Below are 20,362 nucleotides of genomic sequence, written 5' to 3'. Positions count from 1 at the left end.
GCGAGGGACAGCCGGCACCATAGGCATGTTCTGAAATGAGTACAACCGACAACCAGCGTAGCTTCGAGAAAACGGTCTCGATCAAGGCGACCGATTCTGAGGAACAGATCGCGACTGGCGTCGTCATGGTTCCCAATGAGGTCGATCACCAGCAGGACTTTTCGAGGGGATGGGCGATTCACGCACTTGAGGCGGGCTATTCTCGTCGCTATGAAGACGGGGATGTCTACGACGGGACAATGCATGTCAAGTTCCCCACAGACGACGCCGAGACGATCCAGTCGTACCTTCTCGATGAGCCTACGACGATCGGTGACCAGGAGTACCCTGCTGATACCTGGGTTATCGAGCGGAAGTATTACGACGACGAGCTGTGGGAACTGATCGAAGATGGCGTTCTCGCTGGCTACTCGATTGGGGGACGGATCCCCGAAGGCGGCCTCCGAGCCTACTCGCCAGATACCCTTCCAGACGACGTCCGCGTTCCCGACGAGGTAACGTTGAATGGCCCGGTGACGGAAATCCAAGCAGGCTACATCAACGAGATTTCGGACGTCGACATGCCGGCTGTCCCGCGTGCCCAGGTACAGATGCTGAAATCTGACCTCGAGAAAAACGCCGAGACGTTGACCGACCCCGAGCAAGCAACCGAGATCCTCCTCGAGCGCGGACACTCCCAGGAAGACGCCGAGCGCCTTGGCAGCTACCTCGCTAAAGCGGCAGTCAAACAGGAACGCGGCGAGGACGGCCTCCCGGGCGGCTCAATGTCAACGTGCATTGACCGTCTCCAGGAGGAGGGTCACGACGAGGACGAGGCAGCACACATCTGCCAATCACTCAAATCTGACGACCATACAATGACTGAAGAAACCAACCAAGAGCATACGGACACGGGTACGGATGTCAACGTTGATCTCGAGAAAGAACTCGACGATGAAGACGTCAGCTTCCTCAAGCGACTAAAAGCGTTCTTCTCGAGCAATGACACGGAAAAGGTAGGCCAGACGCTAAACGAGCAGAATCGGCGCTACCTAATGGCAGCTCACGACTCGATCGAATCGGCGCTGAACTCCGGCCCCGATGAGTTCCAAATGAATCGGTTCTCAGATAACCCACGTTATGACTTTGATCTCGGTGAGTTTGGGGCAGACACCAAGTCACTCGAGGATCCCGAGCAAGCAGGTGAGTTTGCGAAGGCACTCATCGAGGGCGATGTACGAAAAATGAGTACGACAAAGATGACCAACAGCAACGAAACTGACACCAAAACGGATGACCTGGAGGCTCTGAAGGGCCTCGCAGAACAGAACGCCGATCGCCTCACTTCTCTCGAGACGAAACTCGATGACGCTCTCGACAGCGACGATGATGCCGAGAAAAGCGCTGACGATGACGGTGCCGACGATGTTGGTGAGAACGGCGAAGCAGATAACAACGATACCGACACTGACGATGAGAACGCTGAGAAGGGCGAGAATGAGGTGACATTCGGTGATGTCGTTGACGCGATCGAAAGCATCGGCAAGCAGGTCGAGCAGAACAGCACCGATCTCGCGAATCTCGCGAAAGCGTCTGGCCGGAGTCACCAAATTCGTGGTGACGCGACGAAGGCTGGTAACGGCGAGGACGATGAGATAGACGAAGACGAACAGAAGCGCGCGTTCATGGGTTTTTGAGGACACCGATCACTGACGAGACACACCACATACAACGAGAGATATCACTATGAGTTCAATCACAACCGATCTGAGCCACGTTACGGAAAAGAACGCACTGACAACCGACGACCTCGAGGCGGGAGGAACACTTCCAGACCCGCTTTGGGACGAGTTCTGGACTGACGTCCAACACGCCACACCACTGATGGAGGCAGTCCGGACTGTCCAGGTCGTCTCACGGAAAACGCGGATCCCGAGTCTCAATATCGGCGAGCGCCATCGCCGTAATCAGAACGAAGGCGAGTGGAACGAAAACGAGGCCGAGTTCTCGACGGACCACATCTCGATCAGCACCGAGAAGGGAACCGTTGCCTGGGACCTTCCACAGGAACTCGTCGATGAGAATCCCGAGGGAACGGCACTCGCTGACAAAATCTTGGGGCAGATGACCGATGCGTGGTCTGCAGATACCGAGGACCTCGGTGCGAACGGCGACATGGACTCTGCGGATGGGTTCGAGAACCAGAACGACGGCTGGATTACGATCGCTGATGGCGAGATGGACACCAAAGACGCCGAGGGCGACGTCCTCAACAACGACACGATCATCCAGACGATTGCCCAGCTCGACTCGAAGTATCGCCAGCGAATGAGTCCGGCACTGGTCGTCTCGAGCGACCAGCTGCTGTCTTACCATTACTCGCTGGTCGACCGTGAGACGCCACTCGGCGACAACGTCATTCTCGGCGAAGCGGACGTGAACCCATTTGACTTCCCGATCATCGGTAGCGGCCTGTGGCCCGACGACACGGCGCTATTCACCGACCCACAGAACCTCATCTACGCGCTCAACCGCGATCTTGAGGTAGAAGTCCTCACTGAGTCCGACAAGGTTAGCGAACGCGACCTCTTCGGACGGTACTTCATGCGCGGTGACGACGACTTCGCGATCGAAAATATGGACGCTGGTGTGCTCGTCGAGAACCTCGGCGATCCGCTCACCTATCTCGAAGAGGAGACGACCTAACTGAGCCATGACTGAGCGCACAGTTCGTCACAAAGCGGACGGCCCTCGAGGGTACTCCGGACGTGACATCCGGACACGACCAGGGGACACCGCGTCGGTTGACGCCGATGATGCTGAATACCTCGTCGACGAGGCAGGGTATTTCGAATATGTCGATGATCAGGATACCGTCGACACCGATACAGAGTCTGCAGACGAGCCTGGAGCTGACTCTACAGCGTTCGTTGATCGGACCCCAATGACCGATATTATAGACGATATCGCTGCCGGCGATGCAGACGATCATCTCGATGCGATCGAAACTGCCGAACGTAACGGTCGTGACCGAAACGGCGTTGTCAACGCGATCGAGGAACGTCGAGCCGTACTCGAGTCGTAATTTGGGAACTGAGATATGCCTCCGTACGTAGAGCCCATCAAGGTCGAAAAGCAGCTGCCGTTTGGCGCTGAGTCGTTCTCAAACGTCGGCGAAGACACTTGGGATAGCCTGCTCACCCAACTCATCAATGACGCCGTCGACGACATCCACGAGTGGACGAACACTCGGTTTGAACCTACCGAGACGAACGTAATCCTATCAGGTGACGATACTAAGCGCGACCGACGCGATCTGATCTTGGCCAAGCGACCGATCCGGTCGGTCGAGTCGGTGGCTGTCGATGGCGGCGTCCTTGATGAGGGCGCCTATCGTGTGCTCGATACGCACCTCGTGCGTGTCGACGGCCGATGGCCGCGAGGTCAGTATAACATCGACGTCGAGTACACGTACGGATATGACGACGTCCCGGGAGCTGTCCGCAACGGCATCGTCCGCCTCGTCCGATCGGTGCTCGAGCAGATTCCGACCGACGGATTGAGCCAGGAGTCGTCCGGCGACGCCAGCTACACCTATCGGCCACCCGGAGAGATCCGGGCGACAGTCGCAGCCGAGGTCCAGCAGTACCGACCGGACAGCTACTACTCGGGAGCGAGGCTGATCTGAATGGTCAGCCACCGCCAGCGTGATCGTGCCGACGACACCGCCACGCTCTATGATACCGAGCAGGCCGAAGACGAAGACAGCCATGACGGCGTCCAAACGGAGGAGGTCGTCGAACTCGAGGACATCCCGGTGTCGTACTCGCATGGCGGGCAGGGCTGGGTCCAGGAGGACTCCGGCCAGCGCGTCTACCGCAATCCCAGCCTCGAGTGGCCGATCAACCAGTTCGACGTCCTCTCAGAGGGCAAAGAACTCGAGTTGTCCCGGCGCGACGAGCAGTTCGTCATCGAGAACATCCACCCGCGATACGATCGGTGGAAGCAACTCGCCCGCGTCGACGTGGAGGTGCGTGCGATTTGATCGACGCCGACGTCCACTTCGATGGCCACGAACCGAGCGACATTATCGCGATGTTCGAGGAGTTCGACGCCGTGATCGAAAGCGAACTCGAGGACGCAGCAACGAACATCGGCGCCCGGTTCCAGGGTGCGATCCAGCGCAACATTGAGGAGAATGACCAGTGGGACACCGGCCGCATGCACTCCTCGATCGGCTTCGAAGTCGAGGAACTGGGCACGAAGGTGATCCGTGTCGTTGCCGGGACGAATGTGTTCTATGCTGAGTTCCAAGAGGACCTCTATCCGTTCCTCGAGCCGGCCTTCGAGGAAGAGGGCGACTGGGCGATGCAGCGTTATGAACAGGCAATCCGAAACGCCAGCGCCGAGGTGTTCGGACAGTGACCCGCACGACCGGCCGCACGAAAGACGTCCTCGAGGACCTGCTAGGTACACTCCGCGGGAACGACGAGTTGTGTGATCTCCTCGAGTATGATCCCGAGGAGGATGTCGGCAGTGATAGTCGGATCTACGCCCGCGATCCGCCGGACGATCGCCGGCCACCGATCGCGGTGGTCGTTGACGTCGAGTCCGACGGCTCGGAGACGAACAACACCGCCGACGAGATCCGGCTGTCAGCGCCGGTCGAGATCGAGGTTACCTCGAGTTGGTACATGGACAACTACGCAGACCTCACACTGCACGACATCTCCGACCAGGTCACGCGCACGATGACCGTGCCTGGCATCCCCGGTCTCCGGTCTCACGGCGCCGTCGGCTGGGAGCGAACGGTCCCATCGGAGGACGTCAGCCGGTCGATTGCCGACGAGTTCCACTACGAGCGGACCCGACTGTACCGCCCGCAGGTGACGAATACGACCACAACTGAAGAAACGCAGCCAAAGTAACACAATACAATGCCAGACGAATCCTATCCAGACGCCTACAACGGCGACTACTGGGAGCTATACCGAGTCGAAAACTACGAGGACGAGGAGGAAGAGAAGATCGCGATCGGCTATACGCAGGCAGGCGTCCAGCCAATCGACCAGGACGCCGAGGAGTGGGAGATCAATCCGTCGACAGGTGAGATCACACAGCAGTTCCGCGGCCACCGCGAGTTCGGCGTCGAGTTCAGCCAGTTCGTGACGATTGGACTGCCCGCCCTCGAGGACATGGGCATCACCGACGAAGAGGGTTACTTCCTGTTCCACGACACCTGGGAAGCCGCCGAGGTCCACGTGTTCGACCGTGGACCCGACGGCCCATACGACGACCTCGAGCCAGTCGACCGGATAGTGCTGCCATCGTTCGATCCGATGCTGAGCGAGATGGACCTCCAGCAGGGAGACTCCGGCGACCTGAACTGGGAGGCGAATGTCAACGGACGGCCGTATGTGCCGACGATCGGCGAGGAGGTCTAACCCATGACCGACGCCACAGCGCAGTCTGGGGGGGACGGCGGTCGACCAAAAGGTCAGACGGCGATCCGCGCCCAGGCCGCAACCGAGACGGTCAAGAAACAGGCAACGGAGCGGGTGGCGAGCTCACTCCAGCAGCAAGTCGAGAACACGCTGGCCGAGGAGATAGTTCGGCTCCCAGTCGGTGGCGAGCAGATCAAGTTCGACACGTTTGACGGCCCAACGTCCGATCGCGTCGCGACGGTCGAGGAGCGCATCGCTCGGATGGACGTAGAGTCATTCGAGGAGAAATACGCCGAGGAGGTCAGATGGATGTGCAAGACGCTGGGTGAGGCAGCTGAACCCAAGTGGATGACTGCCAGCTGGTTCTACGAGAACTTCTCGATCAAGAAGCGTCGCGAGTACCTCAACCTAATTCAGGCGGAGGAAGATCTGATGGAGGCCGACATAAAAAAGCGGCAACGTCGAAATCGGGGCGGGGGCTAGGCCAACTGCTGGCCCACTACGGCATTCGCCTGAAAGAGTGGGCTGAGATGGACGAGACCGAACGCCAGTGGTATCGGTACAACTGGAACTCGCTCAACGAAGGCGACTGAACGACGACCACTAACATTACGTTTTGATACTAGATGGCATTTGACGTCCTCCGTGGCATTTTTGCAGCAGATGCCTCTGAATACACGTCTGAGATAGACGACGCCGCGGGGGCGACCGGCGACTTCGAGGATAGTGTCGACAACACCGCCGGGTCGCTGTTTGATCTCGATCCCGCTGGTGCTGCTGCGGGTGGCGCGATCGCTGCCATTGGTGGTGCGATCGAGAACACCACCCAGAATACTCAGGATATGCGTGAGTTCCTCGGCCGGACAGCGCAGTCAATGGGCCTGACATCGGGTGAGGCAAATTCGTTAGCGCGGTCGATTAGCTCAGCAGACTACCCCCTCGAGGACGTCACCGCTACGATGGACTCGGCCGCCCGCCAGGGTGTCGAAACCGCCGAGGACATGCAGCGGGTCGCCGGTGCCGCTGACAATATCGCTGACGCAACCGGCACGACCGCGGAGGCGATCACGGATAGCGTCGGACCAGCACTGAGCGCGTTCGGTGACGGCCTCGAGGACATCGAGGACCATCAGGACACGTTCACCTACGTCAACCGGAATACGACGCAATCGGTCGAGGACTTCGGCGGGATGATCAACCGGTCGTCCGACGAAATTCAGGAACTCGGACTCGACCTCGACGAGACGGCGGCAATCATGGCTGCCCTTGAGGACGAAGGGTACCAGGGCCGCCAGGCGATCCAGAAGTTCCGCGAGGCGACCAACGAGGCCGATGGCGACCAGGAGGCGTTCATGGAGACGCTGGGGCTCTCCGATGAAAACCTCGAGAAACACTCCGAAGGTCTCGAGAACGCCGAAGGTATGACCGATCAGTACGCGGACGCCGCCAACGAGTCGGTCACGACGACCGATCGGATGCGCCAGCGTTTCGAGGAGGCCCAGCTGGCACTCGGTGGGATGCTCGGCCCCGTTGACGCACTCGGGCCCGCGCTAATGGGGCTCGGCGGGACGCTGATGACCATCTCGACGATCAACATGGCGACGGTCATCCCAAGTTTCACCGCCACCGCCACCACGATCGCGCCAGTCGCTGCCCCGCTGCTGGCTGTCGCTGCTGCGGCGGGCGTGCTGTATTACGCCTTCGATAACGATATCGGCAGCATTCGGACGATCACCGAGACCGCCTTTGGTCGGGCTCGCGAAGTCGTTGAACCGTTCGCAAGCGTCCTTCGCGACGATGTCGCAGAGACGGTCGAGTCCGTCGGCGGTCGCATCGACACCGTCACGACGAGGATAGGCAACGATTGGGAAGAACTCGAGCCACGGGTCATGCCCGTGCTCAGCGCAATCGGCGGCGCTCTCGAGTTGGTGTTCGTCCAGGGTGTCGACAACGCGGTCACTGTGCTGCGAGCAGGTCTCGCGATCGTCCGGGGCGATTTCGATGATCTCGAGGAGATCGTGATGGGCTGGCGTGACCGGACGGTCGGGCGGATGGAGCGTGCCGGTGGCGATGCGATCACTGCGCTCTCGTCGGGCATCCAGTCCGTGATTGGCCGGCCTCGCGAACGGATCGAGGAGGGGATGGCTCGAGTGCGCCACCTGCTCCCTGGCTCAGATGCCGACGAGGGGCCGCTATCTGATCTCACCTCTGCTGGTGAGTCGCTGCCGATGACGTTCGCGGCGGGAATCTTCAACAGGATCACCTATCCCCATCAGCGGGCGTTCGAGATGATCACGGATGTCGCATCGCTGCTCCCGTTTGACGACGGAGCAAACCGCGGACCGCTCACCAATCCTGCGTCCGCTGGTTCTGATTTTGTAACCGCGCTCAGTGGCGGCATCTCGTCGCTTGCTGAGGATCCAATCGATACCGTGTTCGAGATTGTCAGTAAGATCGGTGACTGGCTTCCGTTCGGCGATGGCGCGGTCACCGGTCCGCTCACAGCACCGGCGGATGCTGGGACAGGTCTTATCTCCTCAATTACAAGTGGTATCGACTTGCTCGCCGAGGACCCGGTCGACAGGGCGACTGGTATCGTCACGGACATCGGCGACCGGCTCCCGTTCGGTGACGGCGCCGTGACTGGACCACTCACCTCTCCAACGGATGCGGGGACCGATCTCGTATCCTCGTTCACTGGTGGGATTGACTTGCTCTCGGACGATCCGGTCGGCTCCATCCGGGGTATCGCTGACGACATCAGCGACCGATTGCCGCCAGGAGCGATCGGTCCGCTCTCAGGGTCGAACCTGCGATCGGCAGGCGAGGCAGTCTCTTCGTCACTGGCTTCAGGGATCTCATCGGGCGCCAGCGAAGCGCGTGACGCTGCCAGTAGCCTGGCGTCCAGCGTACGGAGCCACCTCCCTGGGTCCGACGCCGACGAGGGGCCGTTGAGCGATCTGAGCACTGCCGGCGAAGCACTCCCGGAGACGTTCGTCGATTCGGCGGAGTCGAAGACCGGCCGGGTCGCGCAGATGAGCGATCGACTCGCAGAGGCGGCCACGATTACGCCCCGCGCTGAGAACTCTGGCGCTGGCAGCGGTGGGGGCCAGTCGGTCAGCTTCGAGGGCGCCGAGCTCGAGATCAAGACACCAACCACCGGCGACTCGGATCTCGACCAGCTGCTCTCATTACTCATCGACTTACTGTTCGAACACGGCCTGGTCGCGGAACTAAACAACGTCGAGAAGCGGAGTACTCGCCACCGAAGCGCGAGCCTAAGACAATAACACATGAGACACAGAGGGCCGGATACGAGTTGGTACCTCCACTTTGGAGATGGGACGATCCTGGCGGACGCTCTTGAGCACTCGACGCCGGCGCCAACGGTCGGCGACAGGGGCGAGTACTTCTTTGGGTTCGTTCCGGTATCCGGCCGCCAGCAGACCCACCGTAAGTACGATCACCTCGAACGGTACGACCTCGCACTCGAGAAGCTCACCTATGCTGGGGCGTACGTTCTGAAGCCGACGGAGTCGAGCCGATACTACTGGACCGAGCAGACTCCGCCGGGTGCCGATAGCCTCCTGATCGGTCTCGAGCCCGCCGAGCCAGAGAAAGATCCAGTGCCCGGTCTCTGGGGACTGATCGATGGTGGCAATCCCCGACCACCAGTAGGACGGTCGGCCTGCGGTATCGAGTTTTCAGTGATGAAGGTGGCACCGTTCAACGAGTACGACTCCCACGATGAGGTGACTGCCGATCTCCAGTGGGGGACCTAAACCGAAACCATGAGCTACGACCTACGCAACGAGCATGGCATCCTCGCGATCGACACCCAGCAGGCAGTCCGTGCCGGGCGTGGCAACGGCGTGATCGTCATGCCCGACGATCTCCCCGACTCGGATGACTGCCTTGTCGAACTGGGTGACTCTGGGAGCGTCATCGACGTAGACGTCCTCGCTGGCGCCGTCCAAATTGACGACAATCGTCACGATGTCGACAGCCAACAGGCTATTCTCGACGATAATCTCGGCGAGGATGACGAGGCCCGCCAGGACGTAATTATGGCGTCCCCAGGCGGGAACGTCGAGGTGTTAAAGGGTGAACGCGGCAAGCCAGTGACTTACATCGACAACGACGGTAACGAACAGACACTCGAGTTTGCCGGGGCGCCCCACCCACCACCACCGTCGACGGCCGGCAAGACGGGGGTGCCGCTCGCGATCGTCTGGGTGCCGGCGGGGGCGTCGAACACCGAACACCTCGATGCTGACGACTATGTCTCCGATCGACGGGTGTTCGTGTTTGAGCGCCTCGAGGATGCCGAGATGCATACCGTTGATATCAACGCCACCATGCTCGAGGAGGGCGACGTTCGCTCGCAGGCGATCTTCATCCCCGGGGACGCAGAACTCGTTGCACTCTCATGGGGAGTAGCCGAACTCGATAACGCCACCCGTGACGATTGGACGTCGACCGGTCTCCGGTCGGGGGTCCACCTCGAGTTCGTCGACCCAACCGGAAACGTCGTTGAGTCGACCGAACAGTTCGAGACTGGCTCGCCGATCTTCGACTTCGAGGCCAACGGCTCGACTGAGATCTGCTGGCTGCGACTCTGGAACGATTCAGGTACCGATATCGAGGACCCCGAAGGGCTCTCCGCACAGTTCCACTACGAGATCCGATAGCCATGCCAGGAGACGAACACGAGATCTGTGGGCCAACCTACGGCAGGCCGCGACCGGCGACGTCGGGCGGTCAGTTTCCAGGCGTTTATGGCTCACCGTCGTCGTCTGGTCCCGACGTCGACCGCGATGACGTTATCATGCGCATCGAAGGGCAGTATGCGATCACCTTAGTTCGCGATGGCGTCAAGACTGGTGCCGTCGATCCAACCGAAGCTGACGAAGAGGACACCCTCGGCTATGAGATCCAGGAGATCGAGGCGATCACCGATATTTCGCCCCAACGCGTTCACTCGGGGGTGAGCGACTGGCAAGTCCAAGTCCCAGTTGATCGTGACCTCGAGGACTGGGCGTGGTCGACAGCCTACATTACACGCGACGAGCAAATCGTATACGTCGGGACCCTCAAAGCGCCAGATACGAATCCGAATGACGCAACATCGACGCTGACCGGGCCAGATTCCGCTGGCGACCTCGAGCGCGGCTACGTTGAGTTCGTGGCCGAGAATACGACCGAGTGGCGAGCGATCCGTGCTTGCTGGCACAAGGCCGCTCCCTCGTGGGACATCACGGTCGTCCGGCCAGCTCAGGGTCGGCCGATCGACCGCGCCGAGTACGACGGCTCGCCTCTCGAGGTCCTACAGGATATCCACGAGGATCTCGGTTTCCGGTTTATCGTCGACCGTAAGCGCCCGCGGAAGGCAACATCGTTCCGCCGCAAGCAGGCAGTTCGTCCACAAACCTGGCAAACGGTGAATTCGACCACTTCGCGGGACGTCTACGACTATGCCAACAGCGCGATAGTTCGTGGTGCTCGCGACGGCAACGGCGATCGCTACGAGGGCGAGTACATCGACGAGAACGAGGTCGCCCGGCTCATGGCTGAGTATGGGTTCACCGAAGAAGAGGCAACGGTCGTTTACCCCGACAAAGATGCCTCACTCGTGTCTGACCGACAGTGCGAGACCAAAGCGCGGTCGCTCGTCGAGGAGCGCATCGACGAGGAGGAACGCGATCTCGAGATCGAGACGTTCCCCGTGTTCGTCGACCCTGGCCCGGCATACATAATCGAGGATACGGGGATCGATAACGAGCGCCGTGTCGGCCCCTACAGTCTGTTCTTCGACGGTGATGATAGCAGCTACGTCGAGCTCCCAGCGGCGACCTGGGATGGGCTCACGGATTCCGGGTCACTTACGGTATGGGTTCGCCCCGGTGTACGCGCCGAGACGGACTGGGAGTTCCGCCCAATTGGGACGGACTCGAGCCGAGTCGTCGTCAGCGACGCCGAACGCATCGAGTGGGTACTCGGGTCGACCAGTGACACAGCCACGGTTGCGTCGTTTCCTGACGGGGACGCACCTGATGATTGGGCGTTTGTCCACGTCGATTGGCTGTACGACGCCGACAGCGACGAGACGGTGATCCGCGCTGGTCATGGCGCCGAAAACCGCACAATCACCGATGAGGACACGTTCGAGGGCCGGTTGGGAACACCGACCGATGTCTGGTGGCTAGGTCGACAATCAACCGACAGGTTCCGTGGCTACATTGACGACCCAGCGCTGTCACGACGTCTTGAGCCCACCCACTACCGGGCACTCGAGCGCGGTGGAGAGATCCCGGCTCGCTACCGCCGACACCGCTGGACGCTCAGCGAGGGACCATACCGGAACGGGTCGACGATCTGGGATCATGTCGGCGGACAGCACGGAACGAACCATGGCGCCGAGCCAGCTGGGAATCCAAAGCTCCTCGAGGGGTCAGATTTCTCGGTCTCGCAGGGAACCGCGGATGGTCACCTCGAATTTGAGACGATTGTAACGGCAGCGACCGAACGCGAACGTCTCCGTCGCGAGCAGCGCCGGATCAAACGAGGTCTGTAAGATGACTGGTGTTTTTGGTGGCCGCAACGGCGTGCTCACCGGCCGCAACGGCGTCCTTGCACCGGTCGACCAACAGATCTCGATTGATGACTTCGGACGGGGAAATCTCGCTCCGTACGAGTCGCTGTACGCTGAGTATGGCGGTGTCACGAGCGCTGCGGCCTACACGGGTGTCTACGGCTATCGAAGTCCGGAGCAGTTTACGACCGAGATCGAGTCCCAGCCCGGAGACGGCCTCGAAGAGTACCCAAAATCTGGTACCGAATTCGGCTATGTCACGCGATATGAGATCAGCGATGAGCCGTGGCAGCTGTGGTTTATCTTCGGCGGCAGCGGCGATCGCTATCCGCGCTATCAGCTCGAGTTCATTGACGACGAGACGTTCCGTGTCCAGATTCGCGACTCGGACGGGAACCGATACACGGTCGCGAACGACGATGACGTCAACGTTGACTGGATAGCCTACGAGTGGACCTGGTTGGTCGGAGTCATCGTTTGGTATGATGCCGACGAGAGCAATGACGGCAACAAGCGTGGTGTCAGAGCACTGTTGTTCGAGGCTAATGACTTCCCGTTCACGACTTGGTCGAGTGAGGCATACGACGCCGATGAGTTCGACGTCGAGGCAATCGCCGATGTTGCTTGGCCATACGGGGATTATCCCGATGGGACTGGCGACGTCCCGCAGGGGCTGGGACGGGTCGGCTACCGCGGCTCTATCAACGTCTCACACGACGTCAGCAGCGTCACGCGCTTCGTTTAATCACACTCGAACACTGGTAGCGATTCCACCGTCACATCACACTCATGAGTCATACAGATCGACGACCGGACTACGTACGAAAAGCAGGCGATACCTACCTCCCGTTTAGAACGCGGTTTCATGAAGAGGGTTCACGACCGGCTGACAAGGGAGATCCACTCACGCTGGAGGACGCCGACAGCGTCCGGTTTTACCTCGAATATGTCGATACTGGCGATCCGGAACTAATCGTCAACGAAAGCGCCGACACCGTTGACGAAGACAGTGGCAAGGTCGAACACCACGTCGAGGCTGCCCACCTTTCGCGCGAAGGGCGCCACATCGGGTTGTTCGTCGCACGGTTCGACGACGATAAGCGTTGGACTGCGCCTGCTGGCGACCGGTTCATCGTGGTCGATGTTGTTGACCCGATAGATTATGATCGGGATCCCAGCGAGATCGACACCCAAGACATCACTGTAGGTGTTATAGATGCCGACGAGATACTCACTGCCGACGGCACCTTCGGTACGCTGACAGTCACCACCACGCCTGAGAACTCAAACCACGCGGCCCGTCTTGAGGAGGTCGAGGGGGTGGACGGTCGCGTTGACAATCTGGAGGATGAGATCGGTGGCTTTGCCGATCGCGTCGGTGATGACATCGAACCGAGGAGCGTCCATGAGCGCTACTACGTCGGCCCTGGTCAGAAGTACGAGTCGATCACTGACGCTCTCCGGGATATCCCTGCGTTCGGAACAATTGAAATCGTTGGCACTCTCGAAGAAACCAACATCGAAGTCGATCAGGCTGTGAAAATCGTCGGTGGTGGCGACTCCCGATCTGCGAGCATTGACCCGGCAATCGACGTCTCAGGTGGTCCCGGCGTCCACATCACTGCACCAAACGTAATCCTCCGAGACCTCGCGATTATGGGTAATTCTGATAGCGACTATGGGATCAGGATCGGCCAGACAGGCAATTTCTTCGATAACTGGTGTGTCGAAAACGTCTCGGTCCGGGGCTGTATCGACGGCGTCCAGTTGACGGGGTACAACCAGAACGCGAAACTCGATGTTATCGTGTGGGATAATGAGGTGGGGTGCCACGTTTTCCCTGATGGCTCCGATGGTGAGGGATCGGACTGGGTCAACTCGATCGAAGGGCGCATCCTTGCTGGTGGCAACTCAGAGCGGGGATTCTACGCCGAAGGCGACATCGAAGTCAACGGCAACCAGTTCAATTTCCTCGGTGAGGCGAATGATAACTGGGACATGGAGATCGACTGCGATATGTGGTCGGGAAACGTCATCACCGGCTATGGCTGGCACGACGGCGGCCTCAAAATCACACCCAACGTCGGACGTGGAAACTTCGTCCAGGGGCGCATCTTACGGAACAACCTCAATTTGGACGGGTTCAAAGGTGTTTTTCGCGTCGGTCACACGACGGGCGTAGGCACCAACCTGGTGATCGACAACGATCCCCAGCGGACAGGAGTGCTAGTTTCGATAGAAGATAGTCAGACCGTGCCTGGTGACAATGAGTGGTACCCCATCGAGTTCAATAATGTCAGTGGTATCGGGACCCACGACCATTGGGGTGCTTGGGACACATCAGACTACAAGTACACGATTCCTGCCGACGGTACTTGGCAGATCGAGTCACAACTACGATACGCAGGTGGCTCAGAAGACGATGAGATGCGCCTCCGAGTCCTTGTTGATGATACTGAGGCGGCATTGAAGCGCGGATTTTGGGGGCCAGATGGAAATAACACTTCTATCGCCATCTCGAAGGTGTTTGAGCTCGAGGAGGGCGACGCCATCACCGCCGAGACGCGCCAGTCATCTGGAAACGATCGGTCTATCGCACAATGGAGTAGCGAGACCTGGCTGTCGATCACCCGGGTCGGCTGAAAGACCTTCGATAGCTTAGCTACAATCTATGAATATCATGAGGAAAGAACATTACATATTGATGACTTTCAAGATGTGTTGGTAGTGGTGCCGACGTACAGTCACCGGGGCGGGTAAAAAAGCGGTAGGCGGCGACACGGCCCTATTCGTGTTCCTGTTATCATGAGTTCCGACGAGGAGACCGAGCCCGACGACCAGGAGACGCTTCGCTCGGCACGGTTCGGTAACTTCCGTTTCGGGGTGACGCAGTTCGGACACGCTCGAATCCTGAACCGAGTCCACTCTGGTGCGGAGTACGGTGCCCGGGTCGAGCCGATCGAGGTCGCGCTCCCGCCCCGTGCCGGTGCGATCAACGTGGTCTACAACATCGGCTGGGGTGCGGTCGAGAGGACGTACCCCGCTACTCGCGACGTCGACGGGACCTACCGACTTGAGGTGGAGGCCACTGCCACCCAATACGGCGTCCGGGTCACCCCGCTCGTCGGCAGGCACGCCGTCGCCGTCGATCCCCTTGAGGTCGAGTTTACGATCAGGACCGCGGAGGCAGCGATCGAATATGACATCGAGGCAGACGTGCTCGACATCGAGTACGCGATCGACCGTGCGATTACGGCAGTCTACGATCTCGTCGATGAGGCGGTCGACGTTGAGTATCGTCTCCGTGGTGAGCCAGCCAGCGGTGAGTACGGCCTTCAGGCCGACCGCCTCGCTGCTGACTACGCTGTTGAGGGTGAGCTGTTAATAGGCGAAATCCTGGACACGCGAGTGTCTACAACCATCGAAAACTTAGCATGAGCCACAGCAGACAAGACATTGAGGACTACCACGAAGGCGACGCACTGCTCATTCCGCTCATAGTGCGGGACTCGAAAGACGAACGGGTCGATCTCGGGGAGGCCGAGGTCGAGTACCTGATCAAAGAGGATCGGCTTGACGCCGACGAAGACGCCGAACTCGAGAAGACCACTGACGGTGGTGGAATCGAAATCGTAGACGAGGAGATCGGTGAGGCGGAGATTCTGATCGAGACCGGCGATACGGAGGGGTGGATTCCTGAGGACCAGGAAGACATCACCCTCCACCACGTCTGTCGGGTGACGATTGACGACAAACGCGCTACTGTGTTCACCGGCTCGTTTACGATCGTCATCTGAGGTGCATGATGGATCGCCAAATCACGCCACAAGACGTCGGCCTCGGTATCGATCGTGACCAAGCCCACGCCGATTGGGCTAGCGCCGCGGCGATCGCCGCTCTCGCCGCAACTGGGCAAACGTCGTTCGTCGTCGACGGCTTCGAGTTCGACGTCGGTGGTAACGGCGACGAGGTCACCGTTTCGGAAGGCCAGGCTGTCCTCGTTGAAGAGGACCTTCCGGACGGTCGCCCGGGGATGAACTGGCTCCAGGGAGTGTTCCCGACACGGTACCCGGAGGAAACGATTGAATTGGAGGAGAGTCGCGATACTGACACTGTCATCTGGCTCGATGCTGAGATCAAACATGAGGTACCTAACGTCGTCGAGTTGGTCGCCACCAGTGACAGCGACGACAGTCCCGAGGAGCCACGGCTGCGACTTGGGACCATCACAGAAAGCGGTACAGTCGTGCTCGAGAACCGAGGGCCATCGCAGTCGTTCGAGGCGATCACGATCACCCAGCGTCCCGAGGAGGATAATCATGCAGTCCGCAACGAGGACCTCGACGCGGCGGTTGCCGATGTCGACGGTGATGTTGGCGACGTAGCCGACGATGTCGACGAGCTCGAGGAGGAGATCGACGGCGTTGCCACCGACCTCGAGGATCACGAGGTCCGTACGAACAATCCCCACTCGGTAAGCCACGACCAGACCGGCGCCGCGGGTTACGAGGAGTTCTCGGATCTCGAGGATAATGTCAGCGATCTGAATGAGGACATCAGCGCAGTCGAGTCCGATATTTCGGTGGTTGAGAACGACTTTGGAAGTCACGAGAGCGACAAGGAAAATCCCCACAACATCACGAACGACCAAGTCGATGCGCCCAGCAGTGGGGCCTTCGATGATCTCGAAGAGGAGGTAGATGGAATCGACAGCGACGTGGACTCTCTCGAGGACGACGTCTCGTCGCTCGACTCCGATCTCTCGACTCACGAAGACGACGAAGAAAACCCACACAACGTCACGAACAGTCAGGTCGAAGCACCGAGCAACTTGGAGTTCGACGATCTTGAAGAAGATGTCGACACGATCGACGCGGAGCTCTCAGATGTCGAAAGCAATGTCTCGTCGGTCGAGTCCGATCTCACCTCACATAAAAGCGATATTGAAAACCCGCACTCAGTAACTACCTCCCAAGTCGGAGCACCGAGCGACGAGGAGTTTGGATCGCTCGAAGCTGACGTCGGCGACTTAGAGTCCAATGTCGACGCAGTAGGCTCAAATGTCACCGCGGTTGAGTCGGACCTGTCCGACCACAAGGATGCTGAGGAGAATCCCCACTCGGTGACGAACGAACAAGTGGGCGCGCCGAGCGACACAGAGTTCGGCAACTTAGGGGATGACCTCGATAGTCTCGATAGCGATCTATCTGATCACGAGAGTGATACCGAGAACCCACACTCGGTGACGAACGAACAGGTCGATGCGCCATCCAGCGAGCAGTTCAGCCAACTGGAGGACGGCGTGTCGATGGTCGAGTCCGATCACTCTTCGCACGAGAGCGACGAGGAAAACCCCCACAACGTCACCAGCAACCAGGTCGGGGCACCGTCCGATGAGTCCTTTGAGGGCCTCGAGGACGAGATTGACACACTCGAGTCAGAACTTTCGACGGTTGAGTCAGATCTCTCGTCGCACGAAGGTGACGAGGAGAATCCACACAACGTCACGAACACGCAAGTCGGGGCACCTGGTGACGAAGAGTTTGAATCACTCGAGACCGATGTTGCCGATATAGGTGAGGATGTCGACGCGGTCGAGTCCGACGTCTCAACAGTCTGGAGTGATCTTACTAGCCACGGGGATGACACAGAGAATCCGCATTCGGTGACGAACGACCAGGTAGGTGCGCCGAGCGACGAGGAGTTTGACAATATTGAGGGGGAAGTATCCACTCTCGAGGACGACCTCTCGGATGTCGAATCGAACCTCTCTACGGTCGAAAGCGATCTGTCCGATCATGAGGCGGAGGCGACGAATCCCCACGAGGTAACGAGTGAACAGGTTGGCGCACCGAGTGACGCTGAGTTCGACGACCTTGAGGACGATGTTGATGGACTCGAGGGAGCTGTCAGCGATCTTGAGAGCGACGTCAGCGCGGTCGACGGAGATCTCGAGAGCCATACGAGTGACACATCCAACCCACACGATGTTACCGCAGAGCAGGCTAGCGCGGTCCCGATCGGCGTCGACAGTGACCTCGAGGCGACCCTCGGGATTACTGGCGATGGCTCGATCCATCCCTATCTGGGCGACGCGCCAGCGGCGGAGGATGGACCAGACTCGTATCCTGACGGTGTGAGCATCGCGAGCGTCGGTGACGGAGAAGACCACACGGGATACCCCACTGAGGGCGCGATCGTCAGGACGTACAAAGTCGCCTCTGACGACGCCCTCCAACTACATGGGCTGACAACCCTCTATTGGCGGCGCTCCCTTGGCGACAACGGGTGGTCCGACTGGCGGGAAGCCGCAACTCAGGACGACATCAACGCTCTCCAGACAGAGATCAGCGACCTCGATGGCGACATCCAGGGGCTCGCGGCGGAGATCGACGCTATCGAGGACGATACAAGCATGCTCGAAGGCGATGTCTCCGACCTCGAGTCGGAGCTTTCGATCGTCGAAGGCGACCTTGAGGACCACAAGGTCGATACGGAGAACCCCCACCAGGTGACGAGCGAGCAGGTGGGCGCGCCCAGTGATAGCGAGTTCGACGGTCTCGCGTCGGAGGTATCTGGTCTCGAGGACAATGTTATGTCGATCGAGTCAGACGTGTCGGTGGTCGAGTCCGATCTCGCTTCGCACGAAGGCGACGAAGATAACCCGCACAATGTTACGAGTAGTCAGGTGGAAGCACCCAGTAATAGCGAGTTCGACGATCTTGAGGGAGACGTTGATGGGCTCGGGAACGACCTTTCGGATGTTGAGTCTAACCTTTTCTCGCACGAGGTCGACGAGGAGAACCCCCATAGCGTCACCAGCAGCCAGGTAGGTGCACCCAGCGACACGGAGTTTTCGGATCTCGGGAACGACGTTGACGCTCTCGATTCGGATATTTCGTCGGTCGGGTCGGACCTTTCATCACACGAAAATAACGAGGAAAATCCCCACGACGTCACGAATAGTCAGGTCGATGCACCGAGTGACACTGAGTTTTCAGAGCTCGTGTCAGATGTCGACGATCACATCTCCGACACGACGAACCCACACTCGGTGACAAACGAGAACGTGGGGGCTCCGAGCGATGTAGAATTTTCTGAACTCGAGGACGATGTCGCCAGTCTGGACGAGGACATCAGCGCGGTCGATTTCGATCTCGCTTCACACGAAGGCGACGAGGAAAACCCGCACAACGTCACAAACAGTCAGGTCGGTGCACCCAGTAGCACGGAGTTTTCCGACCTGGAGGAGGATGTTAACACGACCGACTCAAACGTCTCTGCGGTCGAGTCTGGTCTTGAAAGCCACGAGAGCGACACAGGGAACCCGCACTCGGTGACGAACGAGCAGGTTGGCGCACCGTCTGAGACAGAGTTTTCTGACCTCGAGGTCGACGTCGGCGACTTAGAATCCGATGTTGACGCTGTGGCCTCGAGTCTCTCCGACCACGAAGGAAACACTGACAACCCACATAAGGTCGGTCTCGAAGAAGCTCGGAACGTAGACGACACTTTTGAGAGCTGGGTCGGCCTCGAAGTCGATGGTAACGATGTCCTCCGATTTCGAGATGCGTCCGATGGCGAAAACGAATCAGCCTATACAATTCTCGCATCTCATGGCCGAGGAATCCGGTTTTGGGCGGGTGGCGATGGTGTTGGCCGTCTGTTGGAGATGCACCCCGATTCTGGACAGGTCAACGCCCCGAACGACATTACAATGGGTGGTGATCTCGTCGCGCTTGATGAGGACCTTTCAAGCGTAGAAAGTGACGTCTCCGCAGTCAATTCAGACGTGGACGCGATCGAGTCGGATATTTCCAACATCCTGGCAGGATTGCAGTGGTCGCATCTCAAGGAGGTTGATCTCGGCGGCTCCTCGGTCGAAATCGAGCTCTCAAACCCGGAGGTCGTCCGCGTTCACTTCGATCATTTACGAACAACCAGTGGAGCAGATATGCTTCGACTGCGGGTTAACGGGAATGATGATGACGAGTATGACTGGGTAAACGTCGTCGGCGACAGTGATGAGGACGACGACCATTTTCCTATCGGGACGGTTGATCAGTGGACGAACATGGAACTATCTGGGAGCATTGAGCTTGCGGGCGGCAGTAACCGGACGGCCATCTCAGGGCCGCCACTCGGACGACATACCCTGGATGGGATTCTCTCAGGGATTTTCTTCGACGCGACGGGTATCGAGAGCCTCGAATTTTACTTTGAAAGCCAGGAGTTCGATAGCGGAACGATCTACATCTACGAACGAAACCTATAATCCTCACAACACTCGGAGCATCAGTATCGTAATCTAACGAACCGGCGGAATCCGGTCGCGGCACTGTTTCCA

General features: G+C 59.1%; 18 protein-coding genes. All 18 read left to right on the top strand.

Annotation, left to right across the window (positions count from 1 at the left end):
• Positions 1-35 precede the first annotated feature (35 nt).
• The 18 genes from NMQ11_RS03980 (at position 36) to NMQ11_RS03895 (ending at position 20,290) form a co-directional block, all read left to right on the top strand.
• Positions 36-1,676, top strand: coding sequence for an XkdF-like putative serine protease domain-containing protein (locus NMQ11_RS03980; RefSeq protein ID WP_255170105.1), 1,641 nt, complete (start codon positions 36-38; stop codon positions 1,674-1,676).
• A 49-nt stretch (positions 1,677-1,725) separates the two neighbouring features.
• Positions 1,726-2,685, top strand: a complete 960-nt coding sequence (locus tag NMQ11_RS03975; protein WP_425607700.1) for a phage major capsid protein — start codon at positions 1,726-1,728, stop codon at positions 2,683-2,685.
• 7 nt (positions 2,686-2,692) lie between these two features.
• Positions 2,693-3,064, top strand: coding sequence for a hypothetical protein (locus NMQ11_RS03970; RefSeq protein ID WP_255170104.1), 372 nt, complete (start codon positions 2,693-2,695; stop codon positions 3,062-3,064).
• 15 nt (positions 3,065-3,079) lie between these two features.
• Positions 3,080-3,667, top strand: a complete 588-nt coding sequence (locus tag NMQ11_RS03965; RefSeq protein ID WP_255170103.1) for a hypothetical protein — start codon at positions 3,080-3,082, stop codon at positions 3,665-3,667.
• Positions 3,668-4,024, top strand: a complete 357-nt coding sequence (locus NMQ11_RS03960; RefSeq protein WP_255170102.1) for a hypothetical protein — start codon at positions 3,668-3,670, stop codon at positions 4,022-4,024. It begins immediately after the preceding gene.
• Positions 4,021-4,404 carry an HK97 gp10 family phage protein gene (locus NMQ11_RS03955; protein ID WP_255170101.1) on the top strand — a complete coding sequence of 128 codons (384 nt, stop codon included), beginning with the start codon at positions 4,021-4,023 and terminating at the stop codon, positions 4,402-4,404. Before NMQ11_RS03960 ends, NMQ11_RS03955 begins: the two co-directional genes overlap by 4 nt.
• Positions 4,401-4,907: a hypothetical protein gene (locus NMQ11_RS03950; protein ID WP_255170100.1), complete on the top strand. Its 507-nt coding sequence runs from the start codon at positions 4,401-4,403 to the stop codon at positions 4,905-4,907. The genes NMQ11_RS03955 and NMQ11_RS03950 overlap by 4 nt, the downstream gene beginning before the upstream one ends.
• 9 nt (positions 4,908-4,916) lie before the next feature.
• Positions 4,917-5,423, top strand: coding sequence for a hypothetical protein (locus NMQ11_RS03945; protein WP_255170099.1), 507 nt, complete (start codon positions 4,917-4,919; stop codon positions 5,421-5,423).
• Positions 5,424-5,426: 3 nt separating this feature from the next.
• Complete coding sequence (locus tag NMQ11_RS03940; RefSeq protein WP_255170098.1) at positions 5,427-5,906, top strand: hypothetical protein; 480 nt, start codon at positions 5,427-5,429, stop codon at positions 5,904-5,906.
• A 143-nt stretch (positions 5,907-6,049) separates the two neighbouring features.
• Positions 6,050-8,713, top strand: a complete 2,664-nt coding sequence (locus NMQ11_RS03935; RefSeq protein WP_255170097.1) for a phage tail tape measure protein — start codon at positions 6,050-6,052, stop codon at positions 8,711-8,713.
• A gap of 3 nt (positions 8,714-8,716) precedes the next feature.
• Positions 8,717-9,205: a hypothetical protein gene (locus NMQ11_RS03930; RefSeq protein WP_255170096.1), complete on the top strand. Its 489-nt coding sequence runs from the start codon at positions 8,717-8,719 to the stop codon at positions 9,203-9,205.
• A 9-nt stretch (positions 9,206-9,214) separates the two neighbouring features.
• Positions 9,215-10,114 carry a hypothetical protein gene (locus NMQ11_RS03925; RefSeq protein WP_255170095.1) on the top strand — a complete coding sequence of 300 codons (900 nt, stop codon included), beginning with the start codon at positions 9,215-9,217 and terminating at the stop codon, positions 10,112-10,114.
• A gap of 137 nt (positions 10,115-10,251) precedes the next feature.
• Positions 10,252-11,997, top strand: coding sequence for a LamG domain-containing protein (locus tag NMQ11_RS03920; RefSeq protein WP_255170094.1), 1,746 nt, complete (start codon positions 10,252-10,254; stop codon positions 11,995-11,997).
• Between the two features lies 1 nt (position 11,998).
• The gene (locus NMQ11_RS03915) at positions 11,999-12,760 is read left to right on the top strand and encodes a hypothetical protein (protein WP_255170093.1); all 762 of its coding nucleotides are present in this window, start codon (positions 11,999-12,001) and stop codon (positions 12,758-12,760) included.
• A gap of 44 nt (positions 12,761-12,804) precedes the next feature.
• Positions 12,805-14,658, top strand: coding sequence for a right-handed parallel beta-helix repeat-containing protein (locus NMQ11_RS03910; protein WP_255170092.1), 1,854 nt, complete (start codon positions 12,805-12,807; stop codon positions 14,656-14,658).
• A gap of 162 nt (positions 14,659-14,820) precedes the next feature.
• A complete protein-coding gene (locus tag NMQ11_RS03905) occupies positions 14,821-15,453 on the top strand; it encodes a hypothetical protein (protein WP_255170091.1) in 633 nt (210 codons plus the stop codon).
• A complete protein-coding gene (locus NMQ11_RS03900; RefSeq protein ID WP_255170090.1) occupies positions 15,450-15,812 on the top strand; it encodes a hypothetical protein in 363 nt (120 codons plus the stop codon). The genes NMQ11_RS03905 and NMQ11_RS03900 overlap by 4 nt, the downstream gene beginning before the upstream one ends.
• A gap of 8 nt (positions 15,813-15,820) precedes the next feature.
• Entirely contained in the window at positions 15,821-20,290 is a 4,470-nt protein-coding gene (locus NMQ11_RS03895; protein WP_255170089.1) for a midas domain-containing protein, read from the top strand.
• The last annotated feature ends 72 nt before the right edge of the window (positions 20,291-20,362 follow it).

The organism is Natrononativus amylolyticus (assembly GCF_024362525.1).
Classification (GTDB): Archaea; Halobacteriota; Halobacteria; order Halobacteriales; family Natrialbaceae; genus Natrononativus; species Natrononativus amylolyticus.
This window is presented reverse-complemented; position numbering and strand designations above follow the sequence as displayed.